General features: G+C 41.3%; 18 protein-coding genes and 2 tRNA genes. 13 read left to right on the forward strand and 7 right to left on the reverse strand.

The features are described from left to right. Nucleotides 1–7: 7 nt before the first annotated feature. Both EHR06_RS12315 and EHR06_RS12320 read right to left on the reverse strand, forming a co-directional pair. Entirely contained in the window at nucleotides 8–943 is a 936-nt protein-coding gene (locus EHR06_RS12315; RefSeq protein WP_135757274.1) for an SPFH domain-containing protein, read from the reverse strand. Nucleotides 944–975: 32 nt separating this feature from the next. After that, nucleotides 976–1,446: an NfeD family protein gene (locus tag EHR06_RS12320; RefSeq protein ID WP_208757791.1), complete on the reverse strand. Its 471-nt coding sequence runs from the start codon at nucleotides 1,444–1,446 to the stop codon at nucleotides 976–978. Nucleotides 1,447–1,517: 71 nt separating this feature from the next. Here EHR06_RS12320 and EHR06_RS12325 point away from each other — a divergent pair, with 71 nt between their 5' ends. From EHR06_RS12325 to fliM, 6 genes are all read left to right on the forward strand, one after another. Then, nucleotides 1,518–1,955 carry a heme-binding domain-containing protein gene (locus tag EHR06_RS12325; RefSeq protein WP_135757276.1) on the forward strand — a complete coding sequence of 146 codons (438 nt, stop codon included), beginning with the start codon at nucleotides 1,518–1,520 and terminating at the stop codon, nucleotides 1,953–1,955. An 18-nt stretch (nucleotides 1,956–1,973) separates the two neighbouring features. Continuing rightward, entirely contained in the window at nucleotides 1,974–3,395 is a 1,422-nt protein-coding gene (gene argH / locus EHR06_RS12330; RefSeq protein ID WP_135757277.1) for an argininosuccinate lyase, read from the forward strand. Then, nucleotides 3,392–4,270, forward strand: a complete 879-nt coding sequence (locus tag EHR06_RS12335) for a peptidylprolyl isomerase (RefSeq protein WP_135757278.1) — start codon at nucleotides 3,392–3,394, stop codon at nucleotides 4,268–4,270. Before argH ends, EHR06_RS12335 begins: the two co-directional genes overlap by 4 nt. Then, nucleotides 4,270–4,878 (forward strand): hypothetical protein, encoded by a 609-nt coding sequence (locus EHR06_RS12340; RefSeq protein ID WP_135757279.1) that lies wholly within the window; start codon nucleotides 4,270–4,272, stop codon nucleotides 4,876–4,878. The genes EHR06_RS12335 and EHR06_RS12340 overlap by 1 nt, the downstream gene beginning before the upstream one ends. A gap of 113 nt (nucleotides 4,879–4,991) precedes the next feature. Then, nucleotides 4,992–5,975 (forward strand): hypothetical protein, encoded by a 984-nt coding sequence (locus tag EHR06_RS12345; RefSeq protein ID WP_135757280.1) that lies wholly within the window; start codon nucleotides 4,992–4,994, stop codon nucleotides 5,973–5,975. Beyond that, nucleotides 5,972–6,997, forward strand: coding sequence for a flagellar motor switch protein FliM (gene fliM / locus EHR06_RS12350; protein WP_020768525.1), 1,026 nt, complete (start codon nucleotides 5,972–5,974; stop codon nucleotides 6,995–6,997). Before EHR06_RS12345 ends, fliM begins: the two co-directional genes overlap by 4 nt. A gap of 114 nt (nucleotides 6,998–7,111) precedes the next feature. Here fliM and EHR06_RS12355 read toward each other — a convergent pair whose 3' ends face one another. Continuing rightward, nucleotides 7,112–7,330, reverse strand: coding sequence for a ferredoxin (locus EHR06_RS12355; RefSeq protein WP_086448887.1), 219 nt, complete (start codon nucleotides 7,328–7,330; stop codon nucleotides 7,112–7,114). A 255-nt stretch (nucleotides 7,331–7,585) separates the two neighbouring features. Here EHR06_RS12355 and lsa33 point away from each other — a divergent pair, with 255 nt between their 5' ends. Beyond that, on the forward strand, nucleotides 7,586–8,515 hold the full coding sequence (lsa33, locus tag EHR06_RS12360; protein WP_135757281.1) for a surface adhesin Lsa33: 930 nt from the start codon (nucleotides 7,586–7,588) through the stop codon (nucleotides 8,513–8,515). Nucleotides 8,516–8,571: 56 nt separating this feature from the next. Here lsa33 and EHR06_RS12365 read toward each other — a convergent pair whose 3' ends face one another. Together EHR06_RS12365 and queF are read right to left on the reverse strand one after the other, a co-directional pair. Then, nucleotides 8,572–8,835: a SemiSWEET transporter gene (locus EHR06_RS12365; RefSeq protein ID WP_167492300.1), complete on the reverse strand. Its 264-nt coding sequence runs from the start codon at nucleotides 8,833–8,835 to the stop codon at nucleotides 8,572–8,574. Further along, complete coding sequence (gene queF / locus EHR06_RS12370; RefSeq protein WP_135757283.1) at nucleotides 8,835–9,248, reverse strand: preQ(1) synthase; 414 nt, start codon at nucleotides 9,246–9,248, stop codon at nucleotides 8,835–8,837. The genes EHR06_RS12365 and queF overlap by 1 nt, the downstream gene beginning before the upstream one ends. 90 nt (nucleotides 9,249–9,338) lie before the next feature. Between queF and guaA the strand changes: the two genes are divergently transcribed. Continuing rightward, on the forward strand, nucleotides 9,339–11,150 hold the full coding sequence (gene guaA, locus EHR06_RS12375; RefSeq protein WP_135757284.1) for a glutamine-hydrolyzing GMP synthase: 1,812 nt from the start codon (nucleotides 9,339–9,341) through the stop codon (nucleotides 11,148–11,150). 22 nt (nucleotides 11,151–11,172) lie between these two features. Here the strand turns inward: guaA and EHR06_RS12380 are convergent, their stop codons facing one another. Next, complete coding sequence (locus EHR06_RS12380; protein ID WP_135757285.1) at nucleotides 11,173–11,622, reverse strand: DUF4505 family protein; 450 nt, start codon at nucleotides 11,620–11,622, stop codon at nucleotides 11,173–11,175. 59 nt (nucleotides 11,623–11,681) lie between these two features. On the opposite strand from EHR06_RS12380, the gene EHR06_RS12385 reads away from it, so the two are divergent. Both EHR06_RS12385 and EHR06_RS12390 read left to right on the forward strand, forming a co-directional pair. Next, nucleotides 11,682–11,752, forward strand: a tRNA-Cys gene (locus tag EHR06_RS12385). Nucleotides 11,753–11,769: 17 nt separating this feature from the next. Continuing rightward, nucleotides 11,770–11,856 (forward strand) — tRNA-Leu (locus EHR06_RS12390). A 2-nt stretch (nucleotides 11,857–11,858) separates the two neighbouring features. Here the strand turns inward: EHR06_RS12390 and EHR06_RS12395 are convergent. After that, nucleotides 11,859–13,829 carry an O-antigen ligase family protein gene (locus tag EHR06_RS12395; RefSeq protein ID WP_135757286.1) on the reverse strand — a complete coding sequence of 657 codons (1,971 nt, stop codon included), beginning with the start codon at nucleotides 13,827–13,829 and terminating at the stop codon, nucleotides 11,859–11,861. Nucleotides 13,830–13,935: 106 nt separating this feature from the next. Between EHR06_RS12395 and EHR06_RS12400 the strand changes: the two genes are divergently transcribed. From EHR06_RS12400 to gmhA, 3 genes are read left to right on the forward strand one after another with little or no spacing between them, the layout of a single operon-like run. Further along, entirely contained in the window at nucleotides 13,936–14,835 is a 900-nt protein-coding gene (locus EHR06_RS12400; protein ID WP_135757287.1) for a glycosyltransferase family 2 protein, read from the forward strand. A 1-nt stretch (nucleotide 14,836) separates the two neighbouring features. After that, nucleotides 14,837–15,616, forward strand: coding sequence for an LBBP_01157 family protein (locus tag EHR06_RS12405; protein ID WP_135757288.1), 780 nt, complete (start codon nucleotides 14,837–14,839; stop codon nucleotides 15,614–15,616). A gap of 2 nt (nucleotides 15,617–15,618) precedes the next feature. Beyond that, nucleotides 15,619–16,206 carry a D-sedoheptulose 7-phosphate isomerase gene (gene gmhA / locus EHR06_RS12410; RefSeq protein ID WP_135757289.1) on the forward strand — a complete coding sequence of 196 codons (588 nt, stop codon included), beginning with the start codon at nucleotides 15,619–15,621 and terminating at the stop codon, nucleotides 16,204–16,206. Nucleotides 16,207–16,208: the final 2 nt, after the last annotated feature.

The raw sequence follows: 16,208 nt of genomic DNA on the forward strand, positions 1-16,208 counted from the left end.
ATTGGTATTACTCCTTCTCCGAATCCAGTCCTGGGAATTTGTTGGTCACCTTAGAGATACCTTCAAAGAAACCGACCACGTTTGCCATCTCTGTAGGAAGAACTGTGGTTTTTGATTTTTCTAGGATAATACCTAAACCAGCCAAATAATCCTCAGTGATCTGAAGATTCACTGCTTCTGTTCCGCCTTCATTTGCAGTCGCATCGGAGATAAGTTTGATCCCTTTTGCTTTTGCTTGGGCGATAAATTCGATCTCTTTGGCTTTACCTTCCGCCTCGTTTACCTTTTTGATCTTTTCACCTTCGGACAAGTTGATCGCTTCCTGTCTTTCTCCCATGGAACGATTGATCCTAGAAGCTTTCTCACCTTCAGAGATAGTAATCTCGGCACGTTTTACACGTTCCGCTTTTACTTGTTCTTCCATTTCATGAAGAATTTCTTTAGGCGGGGAAATGTTTTTGATCTCGTAACGAGTTACCTTGATTCCCCAAGGATCTGTTGCCTCGTCCAATGCTCGAACCACGTTTGCATTGATATCATCTCTTTCGGAGAATGTATGATCCAATACCAATTTACCTATCTCGGAACGAAGAGTAGTTTGGGCCAACTGAATGGTTGCACTTCTAAAGTTCTCGATCTCGTAAGAAGCTTTGTAGGGGTCCATAACTTTGATGTACAGAATACCATCCACCAAAATGGAAACGTTGTCCTTAGTGATACAAGTCTGAGGAGGAATATCGATTGCGATCTCTTTCAGAAGTTGTTTGTATCTGATCTGGTCAATGATCGGGATCAAAAAATGAAACCCTGCACCGAGTGCTCCACGGAACACTCCAAGTCTTTCCACAACAAAACAATAGTTTTGGGGAACTACAATACAAGTCTTCATTATGAGATAGATTGCTGCTATAAAGATCAGCGTAAAAAATAGAAATGGGTCCATTTTGTAAGTTTCTAACTCCTATTTATTAATGATTAAATTTCAGGAAGCTCGATCGGCTCCACGACAAATGTAAGATTTTCTCTCTCCAATATTCTGGCTCTTTTTCCGGCAGGGATACGTTTGGATTTGCTGATCGCATCCCATTCAGTTCCTTGGAATACGACCCTTCCACCTTTCCGTTCTACAAGAATATCTTTGGAAACTAAAACGATCCTTCCCGGACCTTCTTCCGGATTGAGAGTCGCTCTTTCGGAAGAAGAAGGGAAAAATTTTCGAAGGAAACTCCCTCCTATCCAGATCAGAATTCCTGAAAGTGCCGCCCAGACGATTGCCTGGGTCCAAAATCCGATTTCAAAAAAATAGGAAATACTTCCTATAATTGCCGCAGAGAGTCCTAAAAAGAATACGAAGGTTCCAGGGACAAAAAGTTCGAGAAGCATGAGTAAGATCCCGGAGGCGATCCAAAGATAAGAGAGGTTATGTCCGTCTTGCAAAAAGTCCATGGTTTTAGGTAGAAGAAGGGGGAAAAATTCTATTTTCAAAAACATTCCCGTCCATATTCTTAGCGGGAGTGATGAGAAAAATTTGGATTCGTCTCGGAATTGGACTGTTAGTCATATTCCTTGCTCTTCAGTTAATCCCCGTCCAACCTCCGTTGGGAAAGAATGCTAATGAAATCAAAACGGAAGAACGCGTCAAAAAGATTTTTCGAAAGTCTTGTTATGACTGCCATTCTGATTTAGTTCAATGGCCCTGGTATTCCAAGGTTTTTCCGGTTTCTTTATATATCTCCCATCATGTAGAAGAAGGCAGGGAAGAATTAAATTTTTCCGAATGGGAAAGTTTAAAACCGGAAAAAAAGGCGGATCTTGCGGAAGAAATCTTAGAAGAAGTGGAAGAAGGTCATATGCCTCCCAAGGATTATATTTTCTTACATTCTAATTCTAAACTGGATCAGGAAGAAATAGAGATCCTAAAAGACTGGCTCCAAACTTTTGCGGAAAATCAATAAGGCATCGAAATCATTTTAATGAACACACCTGAGGACAAGAGCGAAAAACTTTGGGGGGGAAGATTTAAAGAAAAAGCTTCTTCCATCATGGAAAGGATCGGAGAATCCATTTCCTTCGACCAAAAATTGTACAAAGAAGATCTAGAAGGAAGCAGGGCTCACGCACGGATGCTGGAAAGGATCGGCATCCTAAACTATCCGGAATTAAAAGAACTACTAGATGGATTAGACCAAGTAGAAGAAGAAATAGGATCCGGAAATTTCAAATTTAGTAGAGAGCTGGAAGATATTCATATGCATGTGGAATCCAGACTTACTGAACTGAAAGGAGAAGTCGGGAAAAAATTACATACTGCCAGATCCAGAAACGACCAAGTCGCCCAAGATACGAGGCTCTATGTAAGAAATCGAATCCAAGAAATTCTAATCCGGCTCGATTCCTTGAGAGGCGCTCTATACGAACAGGCCTCTAAAAATATAGATACGATCATTCCAGGTTATACTCATTTACAAGTTGCGCAACCGATCCGTGCTTCTCATTTTTTATTGGCCTATTTTTGGATGTTCACTCGAGACTTGGAGTTTTTTGAATTTGCAAAGAAGACTGCAAACATTCTGGTCCTCGGTTCCGGTGCAATGGCTGGAGTGAATTACCAAAACGACAGAGAGTTTTTGGCTTCTGAGTTAAAAGTGGATTCAATCTCTCCGAATAGTATGGATGGTGTTTCTAATAGAGATCATCTTTTGCAGTTCTTATTTGCCGCAGTCCAAACAATGTCCCATGCGTCTCGTTTTTGTGAGGATATCGTTCTATATTCTTCCCAGGAATTCGGTTTGGTAAAATTGCCGGATTCACTCACCACCGGATCTTCTATCATGCCCCAAAAAAAGAATCCGGATATTGCGGAGCTCATCCGCGGAAAATCAGCTAGGGTGGCGGGTAACTTAAATCATCTCATCGGGCTTTTAAAGGGATTGCCTCTTACCTACAATCGTGATTTACAAGAAGACAAGTTAGCCGTTTTTGATGCTGTGGAAACCGTCCTATTGAGCCTGGAAGGTTTAGAAGCCATGGTTTCCGAAATGCAATTCAGACCGGAAAGGGGAGAAAGATCCTTGAAGGAAGGATTTGCAACAGCAACAGACCTGGCAGACTTCCTGGTTGGAGAGAAAAAAGTCCCATTCAGAACGGCTCATGAACTGGTAGGAAGACTTGTCTCCGAATGTGTGGAAAGAAAAGAGAATTTATTCACAATTTCAGAAGATATCAGAAAAGGAATTTCCCCATATTTTATCGGAGAAGAATATTCCAAGGCGGTAAGTCTGGAACTTTCTACGGATAAAAAATCCAGTTATGGCGGAACTTCCAGAACTAGACAGTTAGAACAATTGGAACTCGCGAAACAATCTATCAAATCAATCCAAAGGAATACGAAATGAATTATAAGAATATAAAATCGAATTTAGCATGGTTTACGATTTTATTATTTTCCTTTGCCTGTAAGGCAAATCCGTATGCGGAACAAAGATATGTTCCGGAAGCATATAGCCCGGTCGACGTTGTAGTTAGAAAGGAAGAAAAACCTCGCGTTGTTCTTCCCGAAAAACCTGCAATCTATGCTCTGATAGAGACCACCCAAGGAAACATGCTTTTCGAATTGTACGATAAGGATGCTTCTAAAACGGTCCAAAATTTTATAGATCTCGCGCAAGGAGAGAAGGAATTCACACTTCGTAACGGCCAACCCCAAAAAAGGCCATTCTATGATGGATTAACATTTCATAGAGTGATCGAAGGTTTTATGATCCAAGGTGGATGTCCTTATGGAGACGGATCCGGAACTCCAGGATACAGATTTGCGGACGAGATCAATGCTGCAAGTTTAGGTCTAGACCAAGTTAAAGTAGGCCAGTCCCAATATTACACAGGTTATTTATACAGATATATCGGTGGAGAACTTGGAATTCGCAGCCAAAGAGAAGCCGACGAAAGAAGAGAAGAGTTGGAAAGTAATTTGGAGAAGGCCAAAAATCTTTCCGTTATGGAAATCCTCTACAGATTAGGGTATCGTTATAATAATGTAGTTAAAAGTAAGAAGGCGATCAAAGGTGCTCTTGCGATGGCAAATGCAGGACCGAATACAAACGGGTCTCAATTCTTCATTAACCAAGTAGACACCCCTCATTTGGACGGGTTACATACTGTTTTCGGACAGATCATCCAAGGTGCTGATGTAGTAGATAAAATAATCGCTTCCGGAAACGGTAAAACTACCATTCGCAAATTGTCCATCTACGATAAGAGGGCAAAATAATGAGTACTTCCCTGGACCAAAATCCTATTTTTCTTTCGGTGGCCCGAGAGATACAGGGCTCCGGGTCCACGGGAAGAATATTAGAAAAACTTTCCGGATTGCAGGTGGATGACTCACGAGGTGGCGAAATGTTCCCTGAGATCCGGAGCAAAAAAGACACCGCATGGGATTTTCGTTCAGTGATTTTACTCGTGCGTCTCATCCAACAAAACAGGCAATCAGTCAGCCATTCTTACGAAGAAGCAATGGCACGTTACAGTAAGGTAAACAACCTGACTGCAAAACGAAAAGCAAACGAAGAAGAAGTAAGGCTGAAACAAACTCTTACGGATTATATCTTAAAAATCGAATCCAATTTTGAAAGGAACGATAGGGCAGATGAGTCCATCCTAAAGGAGATCACCCGTTTTTTTGATAGTTTGGAATCCGCGGAAAAACTCTCCGAATCCAATATTGCCAGTTTGAATCTTTCTCCTAAGTCCGTGGCCCAAATCGGCCCAATTCTGGAAAAATACGAGGAATGTTACCAGGAATACAGTAAACTTAAACCTGTACTCGGGAGACTGATCCGGATCGCAGACTATATTATAGAAGACGCAGAAGGCTGAAAGGCCTTAGTTTCCTACATAATTTCCCGTATTTTTTAGTAGGTTTTGTCTCTTTTTGCCGAAATCTAAAAGAGGACCATAGATTTTGCGTCCACACGGACTGAAATTTTAGAATGAAACGAATTCTGATCATACTAATTCTTCTCAGCACATTCGGATTGGGATCATATCCCAACAGAAATGCAAGGGGAGAAGTTTCCGAAAATTATATCCAAGCCCAAGGCATAGTGGATATCAAACTTCCTAAAATGCAGTTCCGAGAAAAGGAACCTATCTCCGCTGTACTTTCCGTTCGGAATACTGGAAACGAGGTTTTAAGAATTTTTCCGTATGGAAAAGATCTTCGTTCTTTCCAAGTAATCGTAAGAGATGAAGACGGAAGAACAGTCACAAGAATTGAAGAAGAAAGAAAACAGGATCCTGTCTTAAGAAGAAGGAATAAAGTAGAGAACCTGGTTGGTGACGAGGTCAAAGAGATCATTCTTCACAAGGACGAGACATTCTCCAAAGAGATCCGTATAGACCATCTATACGAGTTAGAGCCTGGTAAAAAATATTTCGTAACCGCTTACTTCTATCCTAATATCTCCGAATATGGGGACCATTTTGTAAGATCGGAAAACCATCCTTATTTCAGCGTGGAAGAACGTAAAAAAGACTGGGTGCTGCCTGGAGTTCCTTACCAAGATCCTGCAACAGACGGACTGGAACCTGAAGAAGTGATCCATCTATTCTTAGGCGCCGAAAAAAAGAAAAACTGGAAACTCCATTTTAAATGGATCCATTTCCCTGAATACATACAAGCCTATGACAGATTTGCCAGAGATTGGCAGCAATCGGAAGAAGCCGAAAAAGATTTTGTTCTGGAAGAATTCAGAAATTATCTGGCGGAAAACAGATCCGGCGTGTTACAATATTATAAGATCCTGGGAATGGAAAAGGTGAATTCCAATCTTTCCAAAGTTAGAGTTGCAGTGGAAAGAAGAGTGAATAAGGTCCCTGTCCGATACGAATACGAATTTACTTTAAGAAGAATGCCGGAAGAAAACGGAATGTTCTGGAAAGTGGCTAATCTATTAGCGAAGGTAAGAAAATGACCGAGATATTATCCCAAGACGAGATAGACGCATTATTAAACGCGATCTCCAGCGGAGAGGTGGCGGAGGATGAGTATTCTTCCGTAGGGGAACAGAAGAAGGTCAAAATTTACGACTTCAAACGTCCTGATAAATTTTCTAAAGACCAGATCCGTACTCTACAGATGATGCACGAGACATTTGCTCGTTTGGCGACAACCGGGCTTTCCGCTCAGTTACGAGCTTTAGTCCACGTTCACGTTGCCGCTGTGGATCAGTTGACTTACGAAGAATTCATTCGTTCCATTCCGAACCCGACCACACTCGCTGTGATCAATATGGACCCGCTTAGGGGTTCCGCAATTTTAGAAATAGATCCTTCTATTTCATTTACGATCATTGACCGTCTATTCGGCGGTAAGGGAGAGACTGCAAAGATCTCTCGAGAACTTTCCGAGATAGAGATGAGCGTAATGGAAGGGATTATCGTTCGTATCTTAGGGAATATGAGGGAGGCCTGGTCGACTGTGATCGATCTTAGACCCCGTTTGGGAAACATCGAAACAAACCCTCAGTTCGCTCAGGTTGTACCTCCGAATGACATGGTGGTATTGATCAACTTAGAGACCAAGATCGGAGAGGTAGAGGGTCTAACCAACCTTTGTATTCCGTATATCACGATAGAGCCGATCATTAATAAACTTTCCGCTCAGTATTGGTATTCCTCCATTCGTAAGGGTGAGTTGGACGAGAACAGAGCTATTATCCAAGAACGTTTGGATCAGGTGCAAATCCCTGTGATCGCGGAAGTAGGTTCGGTAGATATTTCCATTTTGGACTTTATGAATCTAACTGTGGGCGATGTCGTAAAATTAGAGAACACAACTACTAGATCCGATATGCTCGTAAAAGTAGGAGAAAGGAAGAAGTTCAAATGTCTTCCTGGACGCGTTGGAAATAGACTCGCTATCCAGATAGGAGATAGGGTAGAAGATATTCCGGACGAATTACTTGGTTCTACTAGATCAGAACAAGAATATTGATCTAGTTGGCCTTAACAGAAACTTTTGATCTAGATCAAGAGCCTATCAAGACACAAAAAAAGCGGGAAAAGATTCCCGCTTTTTCTTTTATAGAATATAGAAATCGGAAAACGATTACTTTCTCCAGTGAATACATTCACCGGGACATTCATCCATTTCTTTCTGAACTGTTTTCCAATCTTCCTCAGGGATCTGAGCTTGGTTTACACTCTCTCCTCCGATATGAGTTTCGGAAGTATCATTATCGTCCATTTGAAAGTACTTAGGTAGATTGTCTGCACACTGGTTGCAAGAAGTACAGTTGTCCTTATCCACATAGGCTATTTTGCTCATTCTGTCACTCCTTTGGAACTTTTTAGTTCTTCTATTTGGCGGTCTAGGGCTACAATTTCTAGACTGGGGCTATGGCGCAATACCTTTTCCTTTCAGATTCCGCCGCTGATTGCCAGTCTCAATGGGATTTGAGGCCTTATATGAATTAGACAAGTCCCATCCCGAATAATTCAAAAGGTCCGAGTAAAAATGTGGACGGAAATTTCTTTCATCGATATTCTTCCTAAACCTATTTCAAGGGAGAATCAGAACTAAATGAAACGGATTGCCATAACCTTCTTTCTGGCCCTAAGCATTGTATTTGTAGATTGTAAGAAAGCCAAAGAAGATCTCCAAGGTGGAGTGATCACATTTACCAAGGGAACTGTAAAAATTTTCGATAAGGCCGGAAAAGAAAAAGCGGTATCTCTTGATACTTTCCTTTTACCGGAAGATAAGATAGAGACTGGAAAGGATTCTTATGCGGACCTTCAGTTGACCGAGGGACTTCTTGTTAGGATCAAAGAAAACACGAGTCTCACTTTGAAGAAAATTTTTATAGATTCCGCAAATGGAGAAACCTTCGCGGATCTGGGTCTGACAAAGGGGAAAATTTTCACCAAGGTTGGGGGCAAACTCAGCAAAACTTCCAAGTTCATCGTTTCAACTCCGACAGTCGTGGCTTCCGTTCGAGGAACAGAGTTCATAGTAGAAGAATCCGGTAAAGGAACAAGCACCAGAGTTTCAGACGGTTCGGTCGAAGTAGCAGATGCGGATAATCCTGAAAGCCAGGCGATTGCGGACGCAGGGGAGAATGTTAGTTCTAACGGAGATACATTCAAAGAACAACCTTTAACAGAGGATGAAGCCCAAGAATTAAAAGATGATTCCGCTACCATCCAATCCATTACGGAAGAACAAAGAGCTCGTATCCAAGAGATCCTAAAAGATTTCCAAGAGAATAAGGCGAGAATTCTCCAAGGATTAGAAGAGCAAAAACAAAGAAATAGAGAATTGATCGAAGGTGCTAAAGAAGAGAACCGTAAACTTCTAGAAGAAGCTAAGAGTGCCGGAAAAGAGGAAAAAGAAGCCATCCAAAAGGCAGGCAAAGAAGAGAAAGAAAAAGTAAAATCTTCTATGGACGATGCCAAGAAAGAATTGGAAAACCAGCGTAAGTCTTTAAAGGACCAGGCGGCTCCTAAATAATTCCGATTTTCATTCTGAAAAAACAAAGGGCCGTTTCCGTAAGGAAGCGGCTTTTTTTATACTTCTTCTTTGGAACGAAGTTTGTACCAAAGAATTGTGGTGGTGAAAATTAAGGTGAATGCATTTGCGAGAATGATCGGAAAATCATTCTTTAATACCCCGTAACAAAGCCAGAAAAATACTCCCACTGAAAGAACAAGATACATGTTCCTGGAAATATCCCTGGTCCTTTTTTCCAGGATCACTTTGATGAGCTGGGGAAGAAATGCCAGAGTAGTCAAAGTGCAAGCGATAAATCCAAGTAAAGAAATCGGATCTATCATTTGCTTGTGTACTCTCTTGTGACTATCGTTTTGATCCCGCCTCTTAGATTATAATCGCCCTTGACCTTGATATATTTTGGATCCACAGATTGGACCAGATCTTCTAAGATATGATTTACCACATTCTCATGAAAGATGCCCAGGTTTCTGTAGGCGAGAATGTACTCTTTCAGGGATTTTAATTCTATACATTTTGCCTTTGGTATATAACTGATCTCTATCACTCCAAAATCCGGCAGTCCGGTCTTTGGGCAAACCGCGGTGAATTCCGGAATGGTAAAATCGATTGTGTAATCCTTACCTTCGTACACATTGGCGAAAGATTCTATCTCGGGAAGTTTTAGGCTGGGGATATGGTCCTGTCTTCCCTCATAAGCGGAAATTCCGATCGACTCTTGTTGATTACTCATGATTCCCTCTTTAAAACCAGAGTTTTCCGGACTTTGTCTCTGGGAATCTTTTTACAACTCACATAAAGGAAACGTTAAGGATACCTTGGAATGAAGCACCAAAATGTAATTGGGATCGTGGATTTTGGAGGGCAGTACGCCCATTTGATCGCGTCCAGAATTCGTCGTTTAGGGGCTTATTCCGAAATTTTAGGGAACGACGAACCTATTGAAACATATTCCAAACTTTCAGGGATCATCCTATCCGGGGGACCTGAAAGTGTATACGAACCGGATTCTCCTTCCTTGCCGGTCGAAGTCTTACAACTAGGAATTCCAGTTTTAGGGATCTGCTACGGCCACCAACTCATGATGAAACTTTTAGGTGGAGAAGTTAAAAAAGCGGGAATAGCGGAATACGGAAGAGCTGCTTTAGATTTTATTGATACATCCAAAACACAACTACTCAAAGGTTTCCAAGGCGGAGAAGTCGCCTGGATGAGCCATGGAGACGAGGTGACTCGTTTGCCGGCAGGCTTTACTCGAACTGCATCCAGCCAAGACTGCGAATACGCAGTGGTTGAAAATCCAACCCAGAAATGGTTCGGGATACAACTCCATCCGGAAGTAACCCATACGGAAAAAGGTTCCGTACTTCTAGAAAACTTCGTAAAAATTTCAGGGGCAGAAGGCACCTGGAATCTAAAACAATTCTTAGATCTAAAAGAAGAAGAGTTACATTCTATAGTTCCTGCAGACAAAAAGATTTTTTTACTCGTGTCCGGAGGAGTGGATTCCACTGTTTCGTACCTTCTTCTTTCCAGAGCTTTAGGAAAAGACAGAGTGAAGGGTGTTCTGATAGATACCGGATTTATGAGAAAGGACGAGGTTGCAAGTCTTCAGGAAAAACTTTCTCCACAAGGCATCCAGTTGCATGTCCACGACGCTTCCGAACTTTTTTATTCCGCTCTAAAAGGTAAAAAAGATCCGGAAGAAAAACGTAAAATTGTAGGAAATTTATTCTTACAAGCACAGGCAGACTGTGCGAAAAGTTTAGGACTGAATGCGGACGAATGGTTACTCGGACAAGGAACCATCTATCCGGACACCATAGAAAGCGGCGGAACTAAACATTCTCATACGATCAAGACACATCATAATAGGGTAGAAGCCATCCAAAAATTAATGGAAGAAGGTAAGGTAGTAGAACCGATCAAAGACCTTTACAAAGACGAGGTCCGAGAACTTGGAAACTATTTGGGACTTCCTAAAGAATGGACGGGAAGACATCCTTTCCCGGGACCTGGGCTTGTGGTCCGAATGATCGCACAAGAAAAACCTGTCGAAGGATCCGTTCAGAAAAAGCTGGATGAGCTAGTAGGTTCAGACAATTCACTTCAAGCAAAACTTCTTCCTGTGGCTTCCGTGGGAGTAAAAGGGGACCAGAGATCTTACGCACATTGTGCTGCGATTTCTGGAGATAAGACCTGGGACGAGCTGGATAAAATTTCAACAGCGATCACAAACCAAATCTCTTCCGTAAACCGAGTCGTTCTATTTTTAGGAAAGTCCGGATCCTTCTCCAAAGCAAACTTCAAATTCCAGTCGATCGACTTGGACAAAAAAGATTCCGATATTTTGAGAGAGGCTGACGCTGCAGTCGAAAAGGTTCTCCAAAAAAGAAAGATCTACGATCAAATTTGGCAAATGCCTGTGGTACTTCTTCCTTTGGGATCTGAATCCGGAAAAAGAAGTATCGTTCTTAGACCGGTGGATTCTCAAGAAGCGATGACTGCTAGTTTTTTTCGATTGGAAAAAGATGTTTTGGAGGAACTCGTTTCTGAAGTTTTGAAAGTTCCCGGGATAGAGTATCTGTTTTTCGATCTCACTAACAAACCGCCAGGCACGATCGAGTGGGAATAAATTCTCCACTCCGAGTTTAAGCCTAATCTGAAAGATCGGACCTGAGTTTTGGGATCAGGAAATTTTTCCCATTCCAGATCAGATCCCAATTTTCAGGATTTTCTCTCCATTCTAACTCAGGATCTACTAATATTTCCGTGGAAACTCTTCCCCAGATCTCTTTTTGGAAAGGGTGGAGTAGATTTCCAAAAGGATCGAATTTTAAATTTTCCGGCTGGAATTGGATCCCTTTTTCTCCTCCGTAATAAAGTTTATCTCCAATCCTATGTTTGAAGAGCAGCGGGTAATGTTCCGTTCTCACAAAATTCATTTCTTTTCCGCAGGGAGAGATATAGGCGCATTCAGGATATTTGTCTGTCCGGTTTTTTTCTAGATGAGTGAAAAAGAAGTCTAGAAACTTTTTGTCCGTCAGCTCGGAATCCTCGTGGAAAAGTCTGCCGCTTGCGTCAATTCGATAGAAATAGATCCTCAAAGTCTTTCCTCCACTTTTCTATTGACACCTTGCCCATACACAAAATCATACCTCATATCGGCGTCGTGGCCAAGTGGTAAGGCATGGCTCTGCAAAAGCTTGATCCCCGGTTCGAATCCGGGCGACGCCTGGCAGAGTCTCTCAAACGCCTGGATGGTGGAATAGGTAGACACCCAGGACTTAAAATCCTGTGAGTTCACGCTCGTGCGGGTTCAAGTCCCGCTCCAGGTACCAACTTAATTCAATTTAAAATCGCAGAGATCTCCTAAGTCTAAGACCGGCAGATCCATCTGCTTCTCCCGATCAAAACCTCCATAACGGATCTTAAAACTCCTAAAATATACGATATCCGGAAAGATCGTAATTTTAGAAAGTCCCATGGTTTCTTTCCAAATGAAGGAATTCCAACCGGGTTTCAGATCTATTTCTTTAGTTCCTAAATCATATTTTCTATGAGACCAATAGAGTTTGTCCTCATCAAAAGATTCTTCCGAAAAAACCGTAACGCCAATCTTGTGCGGCGGATTTTTCCATTCAGTAGAAATATAGATCCCGAAAGAATATTCTTCTTCTCTTAGTTTTGCAGGATTTGGATATCTATGAGTGAGACAACCTTCGACTGAAAATTCAGATCCTGCATCTGCCGCGGAGACTCGTATACTATCTGAAATTCTTTTTTTTCTTTCCTCGATTTGATTCCTGAAAGGAAGGATACTCCTTTCTATTTTTTTAGCAAGAGCAGGAGAAGAGGCAAAAACCTGTCTTCCATACGCAAGTTCCGGAGGGATAGAAAGTCTCCAAATCCAAAAGGATACGTTCAAAAGTAAGGTAATGCTTAAGAAGATAGTAGGAGCAGAATAGGATTTAGAAGAAGTTTCCTTTTCCCTTCCCCATAAAAGTCCGGCCAAAGCGAAGAATGGAAGCGCAACCTCATCATCCAAAAGATAACATTGGAAAAATCCGGCCACCCAGATAAATCCAACTCCTATTAAGGGAAAGTTCCCTTCTTCCAAACTGGAACCTGCGATTTTTCTAAATAAAAGGTAGAAGAATCCGATCCATAGAATTCCGGAAAACCATCCTCCTACGATCGCAAATTCTAAAATATCATTATGTGCATGTTTATTCGGAGTAATGAATAACTCATACCAAAGTTGTTCATTCTTTTCTATAAATGATTTAGAAACCTCCGAACTTGCTTCTTTGAATCTTCCTCCTCCTGTTCCCAAAATTGGATTTTCTGTAAGTAGAGGAAGGCTGAGTTTATAGATCCAATATCTTTGGTTTTCGGGTGTTTGTATCTCTGTGAGTTGGGCGAGTGTTCTCTGTAATAACCAATTCCTTTGGTAGAAGAATCGAATAGTCACTCCGAGTACGATCAAAACTGCGATTACAATTGAGGCTCGCGCCATAGTAATCCTAGGAAATTTACCGGAGAAATCTTTCCATTTGCTCAGAATAAAATAAACTGTTACTGCAAGAACTCCAAGCCATGCGGACTTGCTTTGGTTGAGTAAAAATACCCAGAATGCAAATAAAAGTAGAATGCTAAAAACCGCTGCGAGTTTTAGATCCTTCTTCTTTATCTTTTGTAAAACAAGAAGTGCAAGTCCCGGAATATAAAAAGAAATTAATCCACCATAGGTCAAATGAGTGTTCATTAACCCGATCGGAAGATAAGTTTCTAAGCCGAAAAGTGGCCCTGCAGGATGTTGTCTTCTATCTCCTGGAGCCGGAGTAAAACCGTTGGAGATATATTTTCCAAGTCTATATTCGCTGAAAACGGATGCGATGCCTGAGATCAAAACTAGAATAAAAGAGATCCAAAGATATTTATAGATCAGATTTCTATTTTTTTCTTCTGAAGAATGTACGGCGGCGATCGGAAATAAGATCGAGAGCCAGAAATCTCCTGCTTCCGACTGTCTTGCAAATGTTTTCCAGAAATTGGAATATTCTACCCAATGATACAAAGATGAAATGAATACAAGAGAGTACGCTCCTAAAATAAATCCCCAGGGCAGAAGATAATTTTTGACCTTTTGGAAATTCTCCTTTGGGGAGAATATAAAACAGAAAATGCTTAGGCCCGCCAAGATTTGAGACGCGGAAACGGAAAGTGGAAACGCTGCTAAAAATAATAATAAGGAATAAAAGGAGATCTTTCCGGAGGTCTCGGAAATCCTAGAAAAGAAGGTATCTTTCACAAGGCCCCAGACTTTCCTTTTCCTCTCAGATTTCCAGAAAAAACCGCTGACAAAGAAGGAAAACCTACTATTTTAGGAATTCATTCGCTTCCGCGAATTCTAACTTATGGCAGAATCCGTTAAAACCAAGGAATCTTCTTCCCCTAAAAAAAAGAAATCTAAGACTAAGGCACCTCTCAGCAGAAACGAGGTCCGGGAAAGATTTCTAAAAAAACTTTCAGTTGCGATCATCACTTATAATGAAGAGGCGAATATCGGGGATTGTATCAAATCCTGCAGGGATATTGCGGACGAGATCATCGTTTTAGACTCCAATAGCACTGACAAAACCAAAGAGATCAGCGAGTCCTTTCCCGAGGTAAAATTCTCTTCCCAGAATTTTAAGGGACATGTGGAACAGAAGAATGACGCGATCTCTCTCTGTAAGAACGAATGGATCCTGTCTTTGGATGCGGATGAACGTCTAAGTGAAGAACTCCAAAATTCTCTTCGTACTTTTTTAGAAAGCCCTGAAGATCCTTCTTTGAACGGACTTAAAGTTTCCAGACTGACTTTCCATATGGGAAGGTTTATCCGTTTTTCGGGATGGTATCCTCAAACCAAGTATCGAATCATTCGAAAGTCAAAGTCCAAATGGATGGGTGAAAATCCTCATGACTATCTAGTGGTAGAGGGGAAGGGCAAAAAGATAAAAGGGGATATATTACATTATAGTTTTGCGGACCTTTCCCAACAAGTAGATACGATCAATAAATTCTCATCTATCGTTTCCTGGACCCGTTGGAAGAAGAATAAAAAATTCTCCCTGGCCCGCACGATCACAAAACCATTCGGAAAATTTGTAGAAATTTATTTTTTCAAATTAGGTTTTTTGGATGGATTCCCCGGATTTACGATCGCAATCTCTTCTGCATATTCCACTTTTCTAAAAGAAGCAAAGGTCTACGAAATGGGGAAAAAATTGATAGAACGCCCTTCCAATCTCCGAAAAGATTACGGGAACTAAGATGGCCAAGGGCAAACAAAAATCAAGGTTTTGGAGTAAGTTCTTTTTCTGGAGAAAGAAAAAGAATGTCTCAGCCGAAACCGAAAAGGAAGCAGTTAGAGATAGCCGAGGTTATACCTGGGAATTAAAAGACCTAAGAGAAAAGGCGGACCGCTTTTTTGTGACCCGTAAAAAATCTTCCGGAGTTATTTTTGAAAATCCATCTCTTAAGCTTACCAAAAACAACCGCAATCTGTTCCGTCTAGAAGGTAAGGAAAAATCAGGTAGAGAGTATTCTTTGGTTGTTTCAACCGGAAACTATCTAACGGAGCAAGGTGATAAGATCAGCGGAGTGATTTTTTTAGGAGAGGCTGATCTAAACCGACTTTTGAGTGGGGACCATAAGAGTCTAAAAAGCATCTTATCAGGGATCAATACCCCGAATTGGGATGAAGAGTCTTGGGCCGTTTTACAAGAAGAGCCTGACCTAAAACGTTCTGTAGATTCCTGGAAAGAGATCTTAACTTGGGATCCAATTTGGAAGCAGCAAATATTGATTAATCTCAGGCCGAGCACAATCGCAGTGTTACTCGTCTTTTTAGGAAAAGAATTCGAAGATGTTTTCCAAGCAAATTCTTCTGAAAGAGTGAAGCAGATCGTTTCTAAAGAACTGTATTTTTTAAACGTAAGCGGGAATAGGAATTCTCCGCATTCCGAAAATTTGACACTGTATGAATTTGATTCGGCCAAAAAGGATTTTGAGTCAGTGCTCTCTAAAATTCGGTCTAAAAAGGATAAATGAGAATGAACTTAAAAGAAATCGCATCCAAACAGATCCAGGACTCTATTGAGACTAAAAAAGCAGTATTGGATACACTTCTTCCGGAGATTGAAGAAGCGGGTAAAATTGCTTCTGAAGTATTAAAAAAAGGAAATACGATCCTATTTTGCGGAAACGGTGGTTCTTCTTGTGATGCTTCTCATATCGCAGCAGAACTTGTGGTCCGTTATAAATCCGGAAATGAAAGAAGAGCGCTTCCTGCATTGGCATTGAATGCCGACTCAGCAGTTCTCACCGCTTGTTCCAACGATTACGGATATGAGTTTGTATTTTCTCGTCAGGTAGAAGCTTTTGGAAAACCGGGTGATCTACTTGTAGGACTTTCCACCAGCGGAAATTCCAAAAACGTGATCGCGGCCTTGGAATCAGCTAAAAAGATCGGGATGAAAACGATCTCTTTTTTAGGTGGAGACGGTGGAAAGATGAAAGGAATGGCGGACTTGGATCTGATCATTCCTAGAAAAGAAACTGCACGTATCCAAGAGTCCCATATTCTGATAGGTCATATTGTTTGTTCGATTGTAGAATATGAACTCTTTCAGTTAGGATAAAA

Source organism: Leptospira dzoumogneensis, assembly GCF_004770895.1.
Lineage (GTDB): Bacteria > Spirochaetota > Leptospiria > Leptospirales > Leptospiraceae > Leptospira_B > Leptospira_B dzoumogneensis.

Excerpts from the sequence above, each read along its gene's own strand:
- EHR06_RS12320 (WP_208757791.1), bottom strand. The coding sequence starts at position 1,446 with ATGGACTTTTTGCAAGACGGACATAACCTCTCTTATCTTTGGATCGCC.
- EHR06_RS12325 (WP_135757276.1), top strand. The coding sequence starts at position 1,518 with ATGAGAAAAATTTGGATTCGTCTCGGAATTGGACTGTTAGTCATATTC.
- EHR06_RS12315 (WP_135757274.1), bottom strand. The coding sequence starts at position 943 with ATGGACCCATTTCTATTTTTTACGCTGATCTTTATAGCAGCAATCTAT.
- EHR06_RS12335 (WP_135757278.1), top strand. The coding sequence starts at position 3,392 with ATGAATTATAAGAATATAAAATCGAATTTAGCATGGTTTACGATTTTA.
- queF (WP_135757283.1), bottom strand. The coding sequence starts at position 9,248 with ATGAGTAATCAACAAGAGTCGATCGGAATTTCCGCTTATGAGGGAAGA.
- gmhA (WP_135757289.1), top strand. The coding sequence starts at position 15,619 with ATGAACTTAAAAGAAATCGCATCCAAACAGATCCAGGACTCTATTGAG.
- EHR06_RS12400 (WP_135757287.1), top strand. The coding sequence starts at position 13,936 with ATGGCAGAATCCGTTAAAACCAAGGAATCTTCTTCCCCTAAAAAAAAG.
- EHR06_RS12405 (WP_135757288.1), top strand. The coding sequence starts at position 14,837 with ATGGCCAAGGGCAAACAAAAATCAAGGTTTTGGAGTAAGTTCTTTTTC.
- EHR06_RS12355 (WP_086448887.1), bottom strand. The coding sequence starts at position 7,330 with ATGAGCAAAATAGCCTATGTGGATAAGGACAACTGTACTTCTTGCAAC.
- argH (WP_135757277.1), top strand. The coding sequence starts at position 1,974 with ATGAACACACCTGAGGACAAGAGCGAAAAACTTTGGGGGGGAAGATTT.
- EHR06_RS12345 (WP_135757280.1), top strand. The coding sequence starts at position 4,992 with ATGAAACGAATTCTGATCATACTAATTCTTCTCAGCACATTCGGATTG.
- guaA (WP_135757284.1), top strand. The coding sequence starts at position 9,339 with ATGAAGCACCAAAATGTAATTGGGATCGTGGATTTTGGAGGGCAGTAC.
- lsa33 (WP_135757281.1), top strand. The coding sequence starts at position 7,586 with ATGAAACGGATTGCCATAACCTTCTTTCTGGCCCTAAGCATTGTATTT.
- fliM (WP_020768525.1), top strand. The coding sequence starts at position 5,972 with ATGACCGAGATATTATCCCAAGACGAGATAGACGCATTATTAAACGCG.
- EHR06_RS12340 (WP_135757279.1), top strand. The coding sequence starts at position 4,270 with ATGAGTACTTCCCTGGACCAAAATCCTATTTTTCTTTCGGTGGCCCGA.